Raw genomic sequence first — 15,438 nt, 5'->3', positions numbered from 1 at the left:
CGTGACGGCGCCTGGACCGCTCAAGGAGCTCCCCGGAGCCCCTTGAGGCATCCCGGGAGCTCCTGAGGCTCCCGCGACCGTCAGCACCCCTTCCAGCCCCTCCAGCCCACCGCCCCAGCCCTCTCTCCAGGAGACACCGTGAACGACTTCCCCGGCAGCGGCCTCTACGCCCGCACCGAGGCCGAATACACCGGCCCCCGCGCCGAGTCCCGCTACGTCATCCCGCGCTTCGTCGAGCGCACCTCCCAGGGCGTCCGCGAGTACGACCCGTACGCGAAGCTCTTCGAGGAGCGCGTGATCTTCCTGGGCGTCCAGATCGACGACGCCTCCGCCAACGACGTCATGGCGCAGCTGCTGTGCCTGGAGTCCATGGACCCCGACCGGGACATCTCGGTCTACATCAACAGCCCCGGCGGCTCCTTCACGGCGCTGACTGCGATCTACGACACGATGCAGTTCGTGAAGCCCGACGTCCAGACGGTCTGCATGGGCCAGGCGGCCTCCGCCGCCGCGATCCTGCTGGCCGCCGGCACCCCGGGCAAGCGCATGGCGCTTCCGAACGCGCGCGTGCTGATCCACCAGCCCTACAGCGAGACCGGCCGCGGTCAGGTCTCCGACCTGGAGATCGCCGCCAACGAGATCCTCCGGATGCGCGCCCAGCTGGAGGACATGCTGGCCAAGCACTCCACCACGCCGATCGAGAAGATCCGCGAGGACATCGAGCGCGACAAGATCCTCACGGCCGAGGACGCGCTGGCGTACGGCCTGATCGACCAGATCATCTCCACCCGGAAGATGAACAACAACTCTCTGCGTTGACGCGCGAGGTCGTCCCGTCGAGCCCCTCCCGGCACGGTGTGACACGGTCCACGTCGAAGTGAACCGTGCCAAGGGGGGCCCGAACGGGGGGCCCGGCAAGGTACCGTCGGACTAAGGCAGCACCAGGAGCCGCTGGACCTAGGCGTCTCCCAGGCGAAGGGGAAGCACACCGTGGCACGCATCGGTGACGGCGGCGATCTGCTCAAGTGCTCGTTCTGCGGCAAGAGCCAGAAGCAGGTCAAGAAGCTCATCGCAGGGCCCGGTGTCTACATCTGCGACGAGTGCATCGATCTCTGCAACGAGATCATCGAGGAAGAGCTCGCTGAGACGAGCGAGGTCCGCTGGGAGGAACTCCCGAAGCCGCGCGAGATCTACGAGTTCCTCGAGGGCTATGTGGTGGGCCAGGAGCCCGCCAAGAAGGCCCTGTCGGTCGCGGTGTACAACCACTACAAGCGCGTCCAGGCCGGGGAGAACGGCGGCGGCCAAAGCCGCGAGGACGCCATCGAGTTGGCGAAGTCCAACATTCTTCTGCTCGGCCCCACGGGTTCGGGCAAGACCCTCCTCGCCCAGACCCTGGCGCGCATGCTGAACGTGCCGTTCGCGATCGCGGACGCCACGGCGCTGACCGAGGCGGGCTATGTCGGCGAGGACGTCGAGAACATCCTGCTGAAGCTGATCCAGGCGGCCGACTACGACGTCAAGAAGGCCGAGACCGGGATCATCTACATCGACGAGATCGACAAGGTCGCGAGGAAGAGTGAAAACCCCTCCATCACGCGTGACGTGTCGGGCGAGGGCGTCCAGCAGGCCCTTCTGAAGATCCTGGAAGGCACCACCGCCTCGGTCCCGCCGCAGGGCGGCCGCAAGCACCCGCACCAGGAGTTCATCCAGATCGACACGACGAACGTGCTGTTCATCGTGGGCGGCGCCTTCTCGGGCCTGGAGAAGATCATCGAGACCCGGGCCGGCGCCAAGGGCATCGGCTTCGGCGCGACGATCCGCTCCAAGCGCGAGCTGGAGTCCAAGGACCAGTTCGAGGCCGTCATGCCCGAGGACCTGGTCAAGTTCGGGATGATCCCGGAGTTCATCGGCCGTCTGCCGGTCATCACCTCGGTCCACAACCTGGACCGCGAGGCGCTCCTGCAGATCCTGATCGAGCCGCGCAACGCGCTGGTGAAGCAGTACCAGCGCCTCTTCGAACTCGACGGCGTGGAGCTGGACTTCGAGCGCGAGGCCCTGGAGGCCATCGCCGACCAGGCCATCCTCCGCCAGACCGGCGCCCGCGGCCTGCGCGCCATCATGGAGGAGGTCCTCCAGGCGGTCATGTACGAGGTCCCGTCCCGCAAGGACGTGGCCCGCGTGGTCATCACCGCCGACGTCGTCCTCTCCAACGTCAACCCGACCCTGATCCCCCGCGACGCGCGCGGCGGCCGGGGACCGGGCGAGCAGAAGACGGCGTAACCGCCGCCGCGGACATCCGGATACACGGACATCACGAAGGGGCCCCGGTCAACCGACCGGGGCCCCTTCGTCAGTTGAGCACTCAGCTCCGGCGTGCCGTCACGCCTTGACGCGGACCTGCTCGCGCAGCTTCGTGGTGATGTCGACCGCCACGTCCTTGGTGATGCCCTTCGTGACGTCACCCGGCGAGACCATGGCGATGGTGCTGTAGTCGGCCCACGCGCAGAACCAGTCGGTCTTCTCCTGCTTGGTGGTGACGTCCGTGCCCTTGGCCGCCTGGCACTTCATGACCGCCCCGTCGAGGTCGACCGCCACGGGGTCCCCGATCAGCTCGGTCTTGGCGGTGGTGGAGCTGCTGCTGGAGGACTTGTCCTCGGACGACTTCTTCAGGTTGACGAAGAACGCGTCCAGCACCTTCTCCGGGTCGGCGATGGTGCCGTAGGCGCCGAAGTACGTGATGCCCTTGGCCGTGGCGAGCTCGCTCTCGTCGGGCGCGGTGCTCGGGTCCGAGGGGTCGTACCCGGTCAGGTCCGCGGTGGAGTAGATGCCGATCACGGACTTGCCGTTCTTGACGCCGCTCTTCTCCAGGTCGGCCGCGGAGTCGTCGTCGGCGGTCGCGCCCTCGTCGGAGGCCCGCTTGTACTCGGTGAGCACGGTCGCCGGCGTCGACAGCTTGTGCGCGCCGTCGTCCTCGAGGCCTCCTCCGGCCGCGCCGCCCCCGCCGATGACGAAGTACGCGCCCACGCCGATCGCGGCGACGACCGCGACCGCGCCGAGGATGATGCCGGTCTTCTTCTTGCCGCCGCCCGGCGCCGGGGGCTGGGGCACCCCGTAGGGCGCCTGGCCGTAGGGCGGCTGTTGGCCGTACGGCGGCTGCTGGCCGTAAGGGGGCTGCTGGCCGTACTGCGGCGGCTGGCCGTAGGGCGGGGTCTGCGGCGGGACGCCCTGCGGGGGCTGCTGCGGGTAGCCGTAGCCGGGCTGCGGGGCGGGGGGCTGCTGGGGGTAGCCGTAGCCGGGCTGCGGGGCCTGCGGCGGCTGGCCGTACGGGCCTGGCTGGCCGTACGGTCCGGGCTGCTGGGGCTGGCCGCCGTACGGGCCCGGCTGGTTGTGACTCATTTCTGGGTTCCCCTCCAGATGCTTATGTGATTTTCACATCCTGGCTCAAACCCAGCGGGTCCACGTCAGCGGGGCCCCTACCGTTACAGAGCAAACACGTTTCGGGACGGCCCGGTGACACCCCTAAACTGGCCCCGTGACCGAGAACGCTCATCAGCAGCCATCAGCGCCCCCCACCGAACTGCCGACCCAGTACGCGCCGGCCGACGTAGAGGGGCCGCTGTACGAGCGCTGGGTGGAGCGGGGTTACTTCGAGGCCGACGCCAAGAGCGAGAAGCCGCCGTACACCGTCGTCATCCCGCCGCCGAACGTCACGGGCAGCCTGCACCTGGGGCACGCCTTCGAGCACACCCTCATCGACGCCCTGACCCGCCGTAAGCGCATGCAGGGCTTCGAGACGCTGTGGCAGCCCGGCATGGACCACGCCGGCATCGCCACGCAGAACGTCGTCGAGCGCGAGCTCGGCAAGGAGGGCAAGTCCCGCCACGACCTCGGCCGTGAGGCGTTCGTCGAGCGCGTCTGGCAGTGGAAGGGCGAGTCCGGCGGCCAGATCAGCGGCCAGATGCGCCGCCTCGGCGACGGCGTCGCCTGGTCGCGCGAGCGCTTCACCATGGACGAGGGCCTGTCCCAGGCCGTCCAGACCATCTTCAAGCGGCTCTACGACGACGAGCTGATCTATCGCGCCGAGCGCATCATCAACTGGTGTCCGCGTTGTCTGACCGCGATCTCCGACATCGAGGTCGAGTACCAGGACGACGACGGCGAACTCGTCTCCATGAAGTACGGGGACGGGGACGACGCCATCGTCGTCGCCACCACCCGCGCCGAGACCATGCTCGGTGACACCGCCGTCGCCGTCCACCCGGACGACGAGCGGTACAAGCACCTCGTCGGCAAGCTCATCAAGCTGCCGCTGACCGACCGTTCCATCCCGGTCGTCGCCGACGAGCACGTCGACCCCGAGTTCGGCACGGGCGCCGTCAAGGTCACCCCGGCCCACGACCCGAACGACTTCGAGATCGGCCAGCGTCACGACCTGCCGTCCATCACGATCATGGACGAGCACGCCGTCATCACCGCCCACGGCCCCTTCCAGGGCCAGGACCGGCTCGAGGCCCGCTCCGCCATCGTCGCCGCCCTGCGCGCCGAGGGCCGGATCGTCGCCGAGAAGCGCCCGTACGTCCACTCCGTCGGCCACTGCTCGCGCTGCAAGACCACCATCGAACCGCGCCTGTCCATGCAGTGGTGGGTCAAGGTCGGCCCGCTGGCCAAGGCGGCCGGCGACGCCGTCCGCGACGGCCGGGTCAAGATCCACCCGCAGGAGATGGAGAAGCGGTACTTCGACTGGGTCGACAACCTCCACGACTGGTGCATCTCACGGCAGTTGTGGTGGGGCCACCGCATCCCGGTCTGGTACGGCCCGGACGGCGAGGTCGTCTGCGTCGGCCCCGACGAGGAGCCGCCGACGGGCGAGGGCTGGCGTCAGGACACCGACGTCCTCGACACCTGGTTCTCCTCCGGCCTCTGGCCCTTCTCCACCCTCGGCTGGCCCGAACAGACCGAGTCGCTTGCGAAGTTCTACCCGAACTCCGTCCTGGTCACCGGCTACGACATCCTCTTCTTCTGGGTCGCCCGGATGATGATGTTCGGCCTCTACGCGATGGACGGCACGCCGCCGTTCCACACCATCGCCCTGCACGGCATGGTCCGTGACCAGTTCGGCAAGAAGATGTCCAAGTCCTTCGGCAACGCGGTCAACCCGCTGGACTGGATGGACAAGTACGGCTCCGACGCGCTGCGGTTCACGCTCGCTCGCGGCGCCAACCCCGGCGTCGACGTTCCCATCGGCGAGGACTGGGTCCAGGGCTCCCGCAACTTCGCCAACAAGATCTGGAACGCCACCCGCTTCGCGCTGATGAACGGCGCGACGGTCGAGGGCCCGCTGCCGGACGCCTCGCGGCTGTCGGCGACGGACCGCTGGATCCTCTCCCGGCTGAACGAGACGGTCGCCGAAGTCGACGCGTTCTACGAGGACTTCCAGTTCGCGAAGCTCTCCGACGCGCTGTTCCACTTCGCCTGGGACGAGGTCTTCGACTGGTACGTCGAGCTGTCCAAGACCGTCTTCCAGGCGGGCGGCGAGCCGGCGAAGGTCTCCCAGCGCGTCCTGGGCGAGGTCCTCGACGTCACCCTGAGGCTGCTGCACCCCGTCGTCCCGTTCGTCACCGAGACGCTGTGGACCACGCTGACCGGCGGCGAGACCCTCGTCACCGCCGAGTGGCCCGCCGACAGCGGCTTCCGGGACACGGCCGCCGAGCAGGAGATCGAGAGCCTCCAGTCCGTCATCACCGAGGTCCGCCGCTTCCGCGCCGACCAGGGCCTCCAGCCCGGCCAGCGCGTCCCGGCCCGCCTCACGCTGGACGGCGCCGCGCTCGCCCCGCACGAGGCGGCCATCCGCCAGCTGCTCCGCCTCCAGCCGGAGGGCGAGGCCTTCTCGGCGACGGCGACCCTGCCGGTCGCGGGCGCCACGGTCGCGCTGGACCTCTCCGGCACGATCGACGTGGCCGCGGAGCGCAAGCGCCTGGCCAAGGACCTCGCGGCGGCCGAGAAGGAGAAGACCCAGGCCAACGCCAAGCTCGGCAACGAGGCGTTCCTGGCGAAGGCCCCGGACAACGTGGTCGAGAAGATCCGCGCCCGCCTCACCAAGGCGGACGAGGACATCGAGCGCATCACGGCCCAGCTGGACCGCCTGCCGCAGGCGTGACCCGCTGTCGTACGTAGACGAAGGCCCCCGGGACCGGCACGGTCCCGGGGGCCTTCGTCCACCTCTGTCAGCGGCCGTCCGTAGACTGGCCCCGTGAGCGAGCTCCCCCCGAACGGCAACGACGACGACCAGCCCGATCCCTTCGACGAGATCATCGCGGAAGCGACCGACCGCGACCCCGACCTCGCGGTCATCGAGGCCGGCAGCCGCACCCTCCGTACCCAGGGCGCAGCGCCGCAGGCAGACGTGCCCGGGCGTCCCCAGGATCCCGAGGTCGACAAGGCCCTGCGCGAGGTCGAGGCGGAGCTGGCCACCCGCTGGGGCGAGACCAAGCTGGATCCCTCCGTCGGCCGCATCGCCGCGCTGGTGGACGTCCTGGGCGACCCGCAGCGGTCGTACCCCTCGATCCACATCACGGGGACGAACGGCAAGACGTCCACCGCCCGGATGATCGAGGCCCTGCTGGGCGCGTTCGACCTGCGTACCGGGCGGTACACGTCCCCGCACGTCCAGTCGATCACCGAGCGGATCAGCCTCGACGGGGCCCCGATCTCCGCCGAGCGGTTCGTCGAGACGTACCAGGACGTCAAGCCGTACGTCGAGATGGTCGACGCGCAGCAGGAGTACCGGCTGTCCTTCTTCGAGGTGCTCACGGGCATGGCGTACGCCGCCTTCGCGGACGCGCCCGTCGACGTGGCCGTCGTCGAGGTGGGGATGGGCGGCTCCTGGGACGCCACCAACGTCATCGACGCCGACGTCGCCGTCGTCACGCCCATCGACCTCGACCACACCGACCGGCTGGGCGAGACGCCCGGCGCGATCGCGGAGGAGAAGGGCGGGATCATCAAGCAGGACGCGACGGTGATCCTGGCGCAGCAGCCCGTCGACGCCGCCCAGGTCCTGCTGAAGAGGGCCGTCGAGGTCGACGCGACGGTGGCCCGGGAGGGGCTGGAGTTCGGGGTCGTCGCACGGCAGGTCGCCGTCGGCGGCCAGGTGGTCACCCTGCGCGGGCTGGGCGGAGAGTACCCCGAGGTGTATCTCCCGCTGCACGGCGCCTACCAGGCCCACAACGCGGCCGTGGCGCTCGCCGCCGTCGAGGCGTTCTTCGGCGTCGGCTCCCAGCGGCCCGAGCCGCTCGCCGTCGACACGGTCCGCAAGGCCTTCGCCGCCGTGTCCTCGCCGGGCCGCCTCGAGGTCGTACGGCGCTCGCCCACCGTCGTGCTGGACGCGGCCCACAACCCGGCGGGAGCCCGCGCCACCGCCGAGGCCGTCGGCGAGGCCTTCGACTTCAGCCGGCTCATCGGGGTCGTGGGCGCGAGCGGCGACAAGGACGTCAGAGGCCTGCTGGAGGCCTTCGAGCCGCTCTTCGCCGAGGTCGTCGTCACCCAGAACTCCACCCCGCGCGCGATGGACGCCGACGAGCTCGCCGCGATCGCCGTCGAGGTGTTCGGCGACGACCGCGTCCAGGTCGAGCCGCGGCTGCCGGACGCCCTGGAGGCGGCGATCACGCTCGCCGAGGAGGACGGGGAGTTCACCGGCGGCGGCGTGCTGGTCACCGGTTCCGTCATCACCGTCGGCGAGGCCCGACTTCTCCTCGGGAAGGGCTGAGGTCTCCCCATGCGTACGCTCTGCTCCTCGACCCTGATCGGCGAGTTCTTCGTCATCGGCTTCGCCGGTCTGGTCGCCATGAAGGACCCCGACCTGTCCACGTCCACGGTGTGGACGGTGTGCGGCGTCGCGATGTTCCTCAGCGTGCTGCTGTGCGGCGTGGTCACCCGGCCCGGGGGCGTCGCCCTCGGCTGGGCCCTGCAGATCGCCCTCGTCGCGTCCGGCTTCTTCGTCCCGACCATGTTCTTCATGGGGGTCCTCTTCGGGGCCCTGTGGTGGGCGTCGGTGCACTACGGCAAGAAGATCGACGAGGCGAAGGCCCGTTTCGCCGCACAGGCCGCCGCGTCCCCCGCGTCTCCCGCGGGGTCGTCCGCCGATACTGCTGACGCTGTGTGACAAGTGCCGGGACGGGCCCTGTAATCTCGTCCCACCGCACACCGGCAGTTGAAGGAGTCCCCTCGTGAGCCAGCGCACCCTCGTCCTGCTCAAGCCCGACGCCGTCCGTCGCGGCCTGACCGGCGAGATCATCAGCCGTATCGAGCGCAAGGCCGGCTGGCAGATCACCGCGCTGGAGCTGCGCACCCTGGACCAGGACACGCTGGAGCAGCACTACGGCGAGCACAAGGGCAAGGTCTTCTACGAGCCGCTGGTGGAGTTCATGGCCTCCGGTCCCGTCGTCGCGCTGATCGTCGAGGGCGACCGGGTCATCGAGGGCGTACGCGCGCTGGCCGGTCCGACCGACCCGATCGCCGCCGCCCCCGGCTCGATCCGCGGCGACTTCGGCGTGATCGTCCGCGAGAACCTGATCCACGCTTCCGACTCCGAGGAGTCCGCCGACCGCGAGGTGAAGATCTTCTTCCCCGGCCGCGCGTAGCGCCTGTCCGGCGCCGGCGGCGCCCGAGGCGGCTGAAGAGGGCGATCGAGGGAACGAGATTCCCCGAACGCCCCTCTCCAGAAGCGAACCCACACAGCATCTGCAAACAATGACGGAGACCGCTCCGCAGTGTTCGTGCAGGCGCGTTTACGATGGAAGCCTTCACGTCACAGCACCCACCTCGCCGTTCCTGAAAAGCCCTCAAAAGCTCATGGAAGGCCAGTCGAATCCTGATGGGGAACTCAATGTCGTTCATCGGCCGTGACATGGCTGTCGACCTCGGGACCGCCAACACGCTGGTGTACGTCAGGGGTCGCGGGATCGTACTCAACGAGCCGTCCGTCGTCGCGATCAACACCAACACCGGTGGCATCCTCGCGGTCGGCTCCGAAGCCAAGAAGATGATCGGGCGGACGCCGGGCAACATCGTCGCCGTGCGTCCGCTGAAGGACGGTGTCATCGCCGACTTCGAGATCACCGAGCGGATGCTCCGCTACTTCATCCTGAAGATCCACAAGCGGCGGTATCTGGCCAGGCCGCGGGTCGTCGTCTGCGTGCCCTCGGGCATCACGGGCGTCGAGCGCCGCGCCGTCATCGAGGCGTCGACCCAGGCCGGCGCTCGTCAGGTGCACATCATCGAGGAGCCCATGGCCGCGGCCATCGGCTCCGGCCTGCCGGTCCACGAGGCCACGGGCAACATGGTGGTGGACATCGGCGGCGGCACGACGGAGGTAGCGGTCATCTCGCTCGGCGGCATCGTCACCGCCCAGTCCATCCGCGTCGCGGGCGACGAACTGGACAGTTCGATCATCCAGCACATCAAGAAGGAGTACTCGCTCCTCCTCGGTGAGCGCACGGCTGAGCAGATCAAGATCACGATCGGTTCCGCTTACGACCTCGACGACGACCAGCACACCGAAATCCGCGGTCGGGACCTGGTCTCCGGACTGCCCAAGACCGTGGTCATCTCGGCCGCCGAAGTGCGCAAGGCGATCGAGGAACCGGTCAACGCGATCGTCGACGCGGTGAAGACCACGCTCGACAAGTGCCCGCCGGAGCTGTCCGGCGACATCATGGACCGCGGAATCGTTCTGACCGGCGGCGGAGCACTGCTGCGCGGCCTGGACGAGCGGCTGCGCCGGGAGACCGGCATGCCCATCCACATCGCCGAGGACCCGCTGGACAGCGTGGCGCTCGGCTCCGGCAAGTGCGTCGAGGAGTTCGAGGCGCTCCAGCAGGTCCTGGACGCCGCGCCCCGCAGATGACGTAACGCTTCGATTCCGCCGTACGAGATGACCTCCTCTCGTGCGGCGGATCGTTGATATTGAGGCATAAGCTCCGAAAAACGCCCTTGGTCAATTTGGCCAGGGGCTACCCGAATTCCTATGAGGAAGGGCACGGCCGCCGCACGTGAGGGACACACGAGAGAGCCGGCTGCTCCTGGTGCTGCTGATCGCCGTCGCGTTCGCGCTGATCACGGTGGACATCCGCGGCGGGGAGGACTCTCCGGTCGACGGAGCCCGGCAGGCCGCGGCCGCGGTCTTCGGTCCGATCGAGAACGGGGTGTCGTCGGCGGTCGATCCCGTCGGCAACGCCGTCTCCGCAGTCCGCGACTCCGGTGAGCGCCACGACCGGCTCGCCGCGCTGGAGAAGGACAACGCGGCCCTCAAGGCGAAGCTCGGCAGCGACGACCGCAACCGCAGCCGTCTCGCGCAGCTCGACAAGATGCTGAAGATCGCCGGCCAGGGCCAGTACGGCATCAAGGGCGCGGAGGTCATCGCGATAGGAGCGGCCCAGGGCTTCTCCTGGACCGTCACCCTCGACATCGGGGCGAACGACGGCGTCAAGCGCGACATGACGGTCCTCAACGGGGACGGCCTGGTCGGCCGGGTCACCACCGTCGGCCCGAGCACCTCCACCGTCCTGCTCGCCAACGACCCCGACTTCACCGTCGGCACCCGTATGGAGGCCTCCGACGAGCTGGGCTTCGCGTCCGGGCAGGGCGACCGCCCGCTGCGCGTCGAGCTGCTCAACGGCAAGGCCGACGTGAAGAAGGGCGACCGGCTGGTCACCTTCGGCTCGCAGGCCGACAAGCCCTTCGTGCCGGGCGTGCCGGTCGGCGTGGTCTCCCGCGTCGACCCCTCCGGCGGCGACCTCACCCGCACCCTCTACGTCACGCCGTACGTCAGCTTCACCAAGCTCGACATCGTCGGCGTCGTCGTCGAGGCACCGAAGAAGGACCCGCGCGACACCGTGCTCCCCTCCAAGCCCAAGCCGGTGCCCACCCCGACGGTCACCGTCACGGTGACCCCGACCGCGAACGCACCCGTCGACGGCCAGCAGCAGTAGGAGCTGACAACCCCCATGCGCGTCAACCGGATCCTGCTCTCCGTCCCGCTGGTCGTCGTCGCCCTGGTGATCCAGGTGAGCGTCTTCGCCCGCCTCCACCTCCCGGGAGCCGTCCCCGACCTCCTCCTGCTCACCGTCCTCGGCCTCGCCATGGTCTACGGCCATGTCGGCGGCGCGCTCATCGGCTTCGGCGCCGGTCTCCTCGCCGACCTCGCCCCGCCCGCCGACCACGCGGCCGGGCGCTACGCCCTCGTGCTGTGCGTCATCGGCTACCTCGCCGGCCTCGTCAAACCGGAGAGCGGGCAGATCAAGTCGGCCACCGGCCCGATGGTCGTGGTGGTCGCCGCCGCGGTCGGCTCCACCCTGCTGTACGCCGGTGTGGGGGCCCTCGTCGGCGACACCGCCGCCCGCCATGTCGGCCTCCCCGGGCTGCTGTTCTCGGCGGCCCTGTACGACCTGCTGCTCGCCCCGTTCGTCGTCCCCGGCGTGATGTTCCTGGCCCGGCGTGCGGACAACGACCCGCTCGCCGAGACCAACTCGGCCGGCAAGGCGTCGGACCTCTCCTCCGGCTGGCTGTCCTCGGGGACGGGGCTGCGGATCGGCGGTCAGCGGGGCGGTCTGAAGCTGAAGGCCGCCCGGGCGCGCACGGCCCGCGCCGGCCGCATCAAGGGGGTCAAGCGGCTGTGAGCGCACCCGAGTTCGCTCGAGGATTCGCTCGAGGGTTCACCCGAACGGGGAAGTTCCGGCGGAACGTGGCCTCACAGGCCGGTCGTTCATCATTCGTACGCGCACAGACGTCTGCACACCTGTCACACACGTCCGCGCACTGAGAGGGGGAGTCAGCCGCAGTGACCAACATTCCCGAGACCGGTCGGACCCCACGGGTCCAGATCCGTCTCGTCGTGATCCAGATCCTCGTCCTCTCCCTACTCGGCACCCTCGGCGGCCGCCTGTGGTACCTGCAGATCCGGGAGGGCGCGGCCTACGCCAAGGAGGCGTCGGGCAACCACGTCCAGCAGGTCGTCGAGCCAGCCGTGCGCGGTTCGATCCTGGACGCGCGGGGCGTGCCCCTCGCGGACAACGAGACGCGGCTGGTGGTCTCCGCCTCCCGCACCGACCTGCTGAAGCAGCGGGACGACGGCAAGGCCGTCCTGACCAAGCTCGCGGGCGTCCTCGGCATGAAGCCCGAGGAGATCATGCAGAAGGTCCGTCTGTGCGACGCGCAGACCCCGCAGCCGTGCTGGAACGGCTCGCCGTACCAGCCGATCCCCATCACCGACGAGGCCACCGCCAAGCAGGCCCTGCAGATCCGCGAGCGCGCCGAGGACTTCCCCGGCATCACCGCCGAGCCGGAGGCCGTGCGCCGCTACGCCGCCCCGGGCAACGCCAACACCGCACAGGTCCTCGGCTATCTCTCGCCGGTCACCGACGACGAGATCACCCAGGCCCAGGACACCGACTCGCCCTATCTGCGCTCCGACCAGGTCGGCCGCAGCGGCCTGGAGCGTCAGTACGACAAGGTGCTGCGCGGCAAGGCCGGCGTCACCCGCTACGAGGTCGACAACCTCGGCCGGGTCATCGGCCAGGCCGAGGCGGACGCGGCCCAGCCCGGCTCCAACCTCGTCACCAGCATCGACGCCCGAGTGCAGCGCGTCGCGGAGTACGAGCTGAACGACGCGATGAAGGTCGCCCGCCAGCAGTTCGACAAGATCACCGGCGAGAACTACAAGGCGGACTCCGGCGCGGTCGTGGTGATGGAGGCCAAGACCGGCCGGATCGTCGCGATGGCCTCCGCCCCGACCTACGACCCCAACGTCTGGGTCGGCGGCATCTCCGCCAAGGACTACAAGAAGCTCACCGGGAAGAACTCGGACTACCCGCTGCTCAACAGGGCCATACAGGGTCAGTCCGCGCCCGGTTCGACGTTCAAGGTGGTCTCCACGGCCGCCGCGGTCGAGGCGGGCTACGAGTGGGACGGCGGCTACCCGTGCACCAGCTCCTACTCGGTCGGCGGCCAGGTCTTCAAGAACTTCGAGGGGGAGAGCTTCGGCCCCATCTCCCTCGGCCGCGCCCTGGAGGTCTCCTGCGACACCGTCTTCTACGGCCTCGCGGACCGGGAGTGGAAGAAGGACGGCGGCATCAACCCGGACAAGGGTGAGCCCAAGGACTACTTCTACAAGACCGCCCACCAGTTCGGCCTCGGCCGGGAGACCGGCATCGACCTGCCCAACGAGGTCACCGGCCGCGTCCCGGACCGCCAGTGGAAGGAGTCCTACTGGAAGGCCAACAAGAGCGCCTGGTGCAAGTCCGGTAAGAAGGACGGCAGTTACGTCGAGAAGATCGCGTACGAGAACTGCCTCGAGGGCAACAAGATGCGCGAGGGCGACTCGATCAACTACTCCATCGGCCAGGGCGACACCCTCGTCACGCCGATCCAGGAGGCCGTGATCTACGGAGCGCTCGCCAACGGCGGCACCATGTACACGCCGACCATCGGCAAGGCGATCGTCAGCGCGGACGGCAGGACCGTCCAGGAGATCAAGCCCAAGGCCCAGGGCAAGCTGCCGGTCGACAAGGCGACGATCAAGGGCATGGACGCCGCCCTGGAGGGCGTGATCACCCGCGGTACCGCCGCCTGGAAGTTCGGCGGCTGGCCGCAGGACGAGATCCCGCTGCACGCCAAGACCGGCACCGCCGAGGTCTACGGCAAGCAGACGACGTCTTGGCTCGCCACATACAGCAAGGACTACACGGTCATCATGACCATCGCCCAGGCCGGTACCGGCTCGGGCGCGTCCGGTGAGGCCGTGCGCCACATCTACAACGCCCTCTACGGCGTCTCCGAGGACGGCAAGGTCGACAAGAAGAACGCCCTGCTGCCGACCCCGCAGAAGACCCTGCCGAAGATCCAGACGGACGGCACGATCAAGTACCCGAAGATCGCCAAGGACCCGGCCAAGGACCAGCGCCTCAGCCAGCAGTCCGCGCCCGAGCCGGACGAGTCGCAGCCGGCGGGCACCGTCCAGCAGAACACGGCGACCAACCGCGACACCCGCAGACGACGGCGCGGTCCCGGAGGCCGGGGAACCGGAAGCCATGGGACCGGACGCCGTAGGACCGCGAGCCGAAGGACGCTCACATGACCGGGGCCAACGGCTTCTCCGTCTCCGGATACGGGCCCGCACGGGCCGGCTGGACCCGGGTGTTCGCCCGGGACTCGCTGGCCCGCCGACTGGACTGGCCGATACTGCTCTCCGCGATCGCCCTGTCCCTGATCGGCTCGGTCCTGGTCTTCTCGGCGACCCGCAACCGCACCGAGATCAACCAGGGCGACCAGTACTACTTCCTGCTCCGGCACCTCATGAACACCGGCATCGGGCTCTGCCTGATGATGGGCACGGTCTGGCTCGGCCACCGCACTCTGCGCAACGCGGTGCCGGTCCTCTACGGCCTCTCGCTGCTGGGCATCCTGGCCGTGCTGACCCCGCTGGGCTCGACGGTCAACGGCGCGCACTCCTGGATCGTGCTCGGCGGCGGCTTCTCGCTCCAGCCCTCGGAGTTCGTGAAGATCACGATCATCCTGGGCATGGCGATGCTGCTCGCCGCCCGGGTCGACGCGGGCGACAAGCTCTACCCCGACCACCGCACGGTGATCCAGGCCCTCGGTCTCGCCGCGGTCCCCATGCTGATCGTGATGCTCATGCCCGACCTCGGGTCGGTCATGGTCATGGTGATGATCGTGCTGGGCGTGCTGCTGGCCTCCGGGGCCTCCAACCGCTGGGTCTTCGGCCTGCTCGGCGCGGGCGCGGCCGGCGCGGTCGCCGTCTGGCAGCTGCACATCCTCGACGAGTACCAGATCGCCCGCTTCGCGGCCTTCGCCAACCCCAGCCTCGACCCGGCCGGCGTCGGCTACAACACCAACCAGGCCCGGATCGCGATCGGCTCCGGCGGCCTCACGGGGGCGGGCCTGTTCCACGGCTCGCAGACGACGGGCCAGTTCGTCCCGGAGCAGCAGACCGACTTCGTCTTCACGGTGGCGGGCGAGGAACTGGGCTTCGTCGGCGCGGGCCTCATCGTCCTGCTGCTCGGCGTGGTCCTGTGGCGCGCCTGCCGCATCGCCCGCGAGACGACCGAGCTGTACGGCACGATCGTGGCCGCGGGGATCGTGGCGTGGTTCGCCTTCCAGTCGTTCGAGAACATCGGCATGACGCTCGGCATCATGCCGGTGACCGGTCTCCCCCTGCCGTTCGTGTCGTACGGAGGCACGTCGATGTTCGCGGTGTGGGTGGCGGTGGGGCTGTTGCAGTCCATTCGGGTGCAGCGGCCCATGTCGGCGTAGGCCTCCGGCGGTTGCGCCGTTCAGCGGCGACCGTCGGCGGGGGTGGCAGGCCGCGGGGCTGCCACCCCCAGACCCCCGATTCGGCCCTGGACGGGCCTCGTCCTCAAAGCC

At 69.3% G+C, this 15,438-nt stretch carries 12 protein-coding genes; 11 read left to right on the top strand and 1 reads right to left on the bottom strand.

The window, feature by feature from the left end; genetic code table 11:
• Positions 1 to 138: 138 nt before the first annotated feature.
• Together OG562_RS14455 and clpX are read left to right on the top strand one after the other, a co-directional pair.
• A complete protein-coding gene (locus OG562_RS14455; RefSeq protein ID WP_266397397.1) occupies positions 139 to 819 on the top strand; it encodes an ATP-dependent Clp protease proteolytic subunit in 681 nt (226 codons plus the stop codon).
• A 171-nt stretch (positions 820 to 990) separates the two neighbouring features.
• Positions 991 to 2,280 carry an ATP-dependent Clp protease ATP-binding subunit ClpX gene (gene clpX, locus OG562_RS14450; protein WP_020127826.1) on the top strand — a complete coding sequence of 430 codons (1,290 nt, stop codon included), beginning with the start codon at positions 991 to 993 and terminating at the stop codon, positions 2,278 to 2,280.
• 99 nt (positions 2,281 to 2,379) lie between these two features.
• On the opposite strand, the gene OG562_RS14445 is transcribed toward clpX, so the two are convergent.
• Entirely contained in the window at positions 2,380 to 3,396 is a 1,017-nt protein-coding gene (locus OG562_RS14445; RefSeq protein WP_266397393.1) for a hypothetical protein, read from the bottom strand.
• 136 nt (positions 3,397 to 3,532) lie between these two features.
• Between OG562_RS14445 and OG562_RS14440 the strand changes: the two genes are divergently transcribed.
• From OG562_RS14440 to rodA, 9 genes are all read left to right on the top strand, one after another.
• Positions 3,533 to 6,157: a valine--tRNA ligase gene (locus OG562_RS14440; protein WP_266397391.1), complete on the top strand. Its 2,625-nt coding sequence runs from the start codon at positions 3,533 to 3,535 to the stop codon at positions 6,155 to 6,157.
• Positions 6,158 to 6,250: 93 nt separating this feature from the next.
• Complete coding sequence (locus OG562_RS14435) at positions 6,251 to 7,765, top strand: folylpolyglutamate synthase/dihydrofolate synthase family protein (protein WP_266397389.1); 1,515 nt, start codon at positions 6,251 to 6,253, stop codon at positions 7,763 to 7,765.
• Positions 7,766 to 7,774: 9 nt separating this feature from the next.
• A complete protein-coding gene (locus OG562_RS14430; protein ID WP_266397388.1) occupies positions 7,775 to 8,161 on the top strand; it encodes a DUF4233 domain-containing protein in 387 nt (128 codons plus the stop codon).
• 64 nt (positions 8,162 to 8,225) lie between these two features.
• Positions 8,226 to 8,639, top strand: coding sequence for a nucleoside-diphosphate kinase (ndk, locus tag OG562_RS14425; RefSeq protein ID WP_266397387.1), 414 nt, complete (start codon positions 8,226 to 8,228; stop codon positions 8,637 to 8,639).
• 245 nt (positions 8,640 to 8,884) lie between these two features.
• Positions 8,885 to 9,904 (top strand): rod shape-determining protein, encoded by a 1,020-nt coding sequence (locus tag OG562_RS14420; protein WP_266397385.1) that lies wholly within the window; start codon positions 8,885 to 8,887, stop codon positions 9,902 to 9,904.
• Positions 9,905 to 10,049: 145 nt separating this feature from the next.
• Positions 10,050 to 10,988: a rod shape-determining protein MreC gene (gene mreC, locus OG562_RS14415; protein WP_266397382.1), complete on the top strand. Its 939-nt coding sequence runs from the start codon at positions 10,050 to 10,052 to the stop codon at positions 10,986 to 10,988.
• Between the two features lie 15 nt (positions 10,989 to 11,003).
• A complete protein-coding gene (gene mreD / locus OG562_RS14410; protein WP_266397379.1) occupies positions 11,004 to 11,675 on the top strand; it encodes a rod shape-determining protein MreD in 672 nt (223 codons plus the stop codon).
• Positions 11,676 to 11,836: 161 nt separating this feature from the next.
• Positions 11,837 to 14,131 carry a penicillin-binding protein 2 gene (gene mrdA / locus OG562_RS14405; protein ID WP_266397376.1) on the top strand — a complete coding sequence of 765 codons (2,295 nt, stop codon included), beginning with the start codon at positions 11,837 to 11,839 and terminating at the stop codon, positions 14,129 to 14,131.
• Positions 14,128 to 15,327, top strand: a complete 1,200-nt coding sequence (rodA, locus tag OG562_RS14400) for a rod shape-determining protein RodA (RefSeq protein ID WP_266397374.1) — start codon at positions 14,128 to 14,130, stop codon at positions 15,325 to 15,327. Before mrdA ends, rodA begins: the two co-directional genes overlap by 4 nt.
• Positions 15,328 to 15,438 lie beyond the last annotated feature (111 nt).

Source organism: Streptomyces sp. NBC_01275, from assembly GCF_026340655.1.
Taxonomy (GTDB): Bacteria; Actinomycetota; Actinomycetes; order Streptomycetales; family Streptomycetaceae; genus Streptomyces.
Note: the sequence above shows the minus strand (reverse complement) of the source record. Positions and strands in the feature narration are given on the sequence as shown.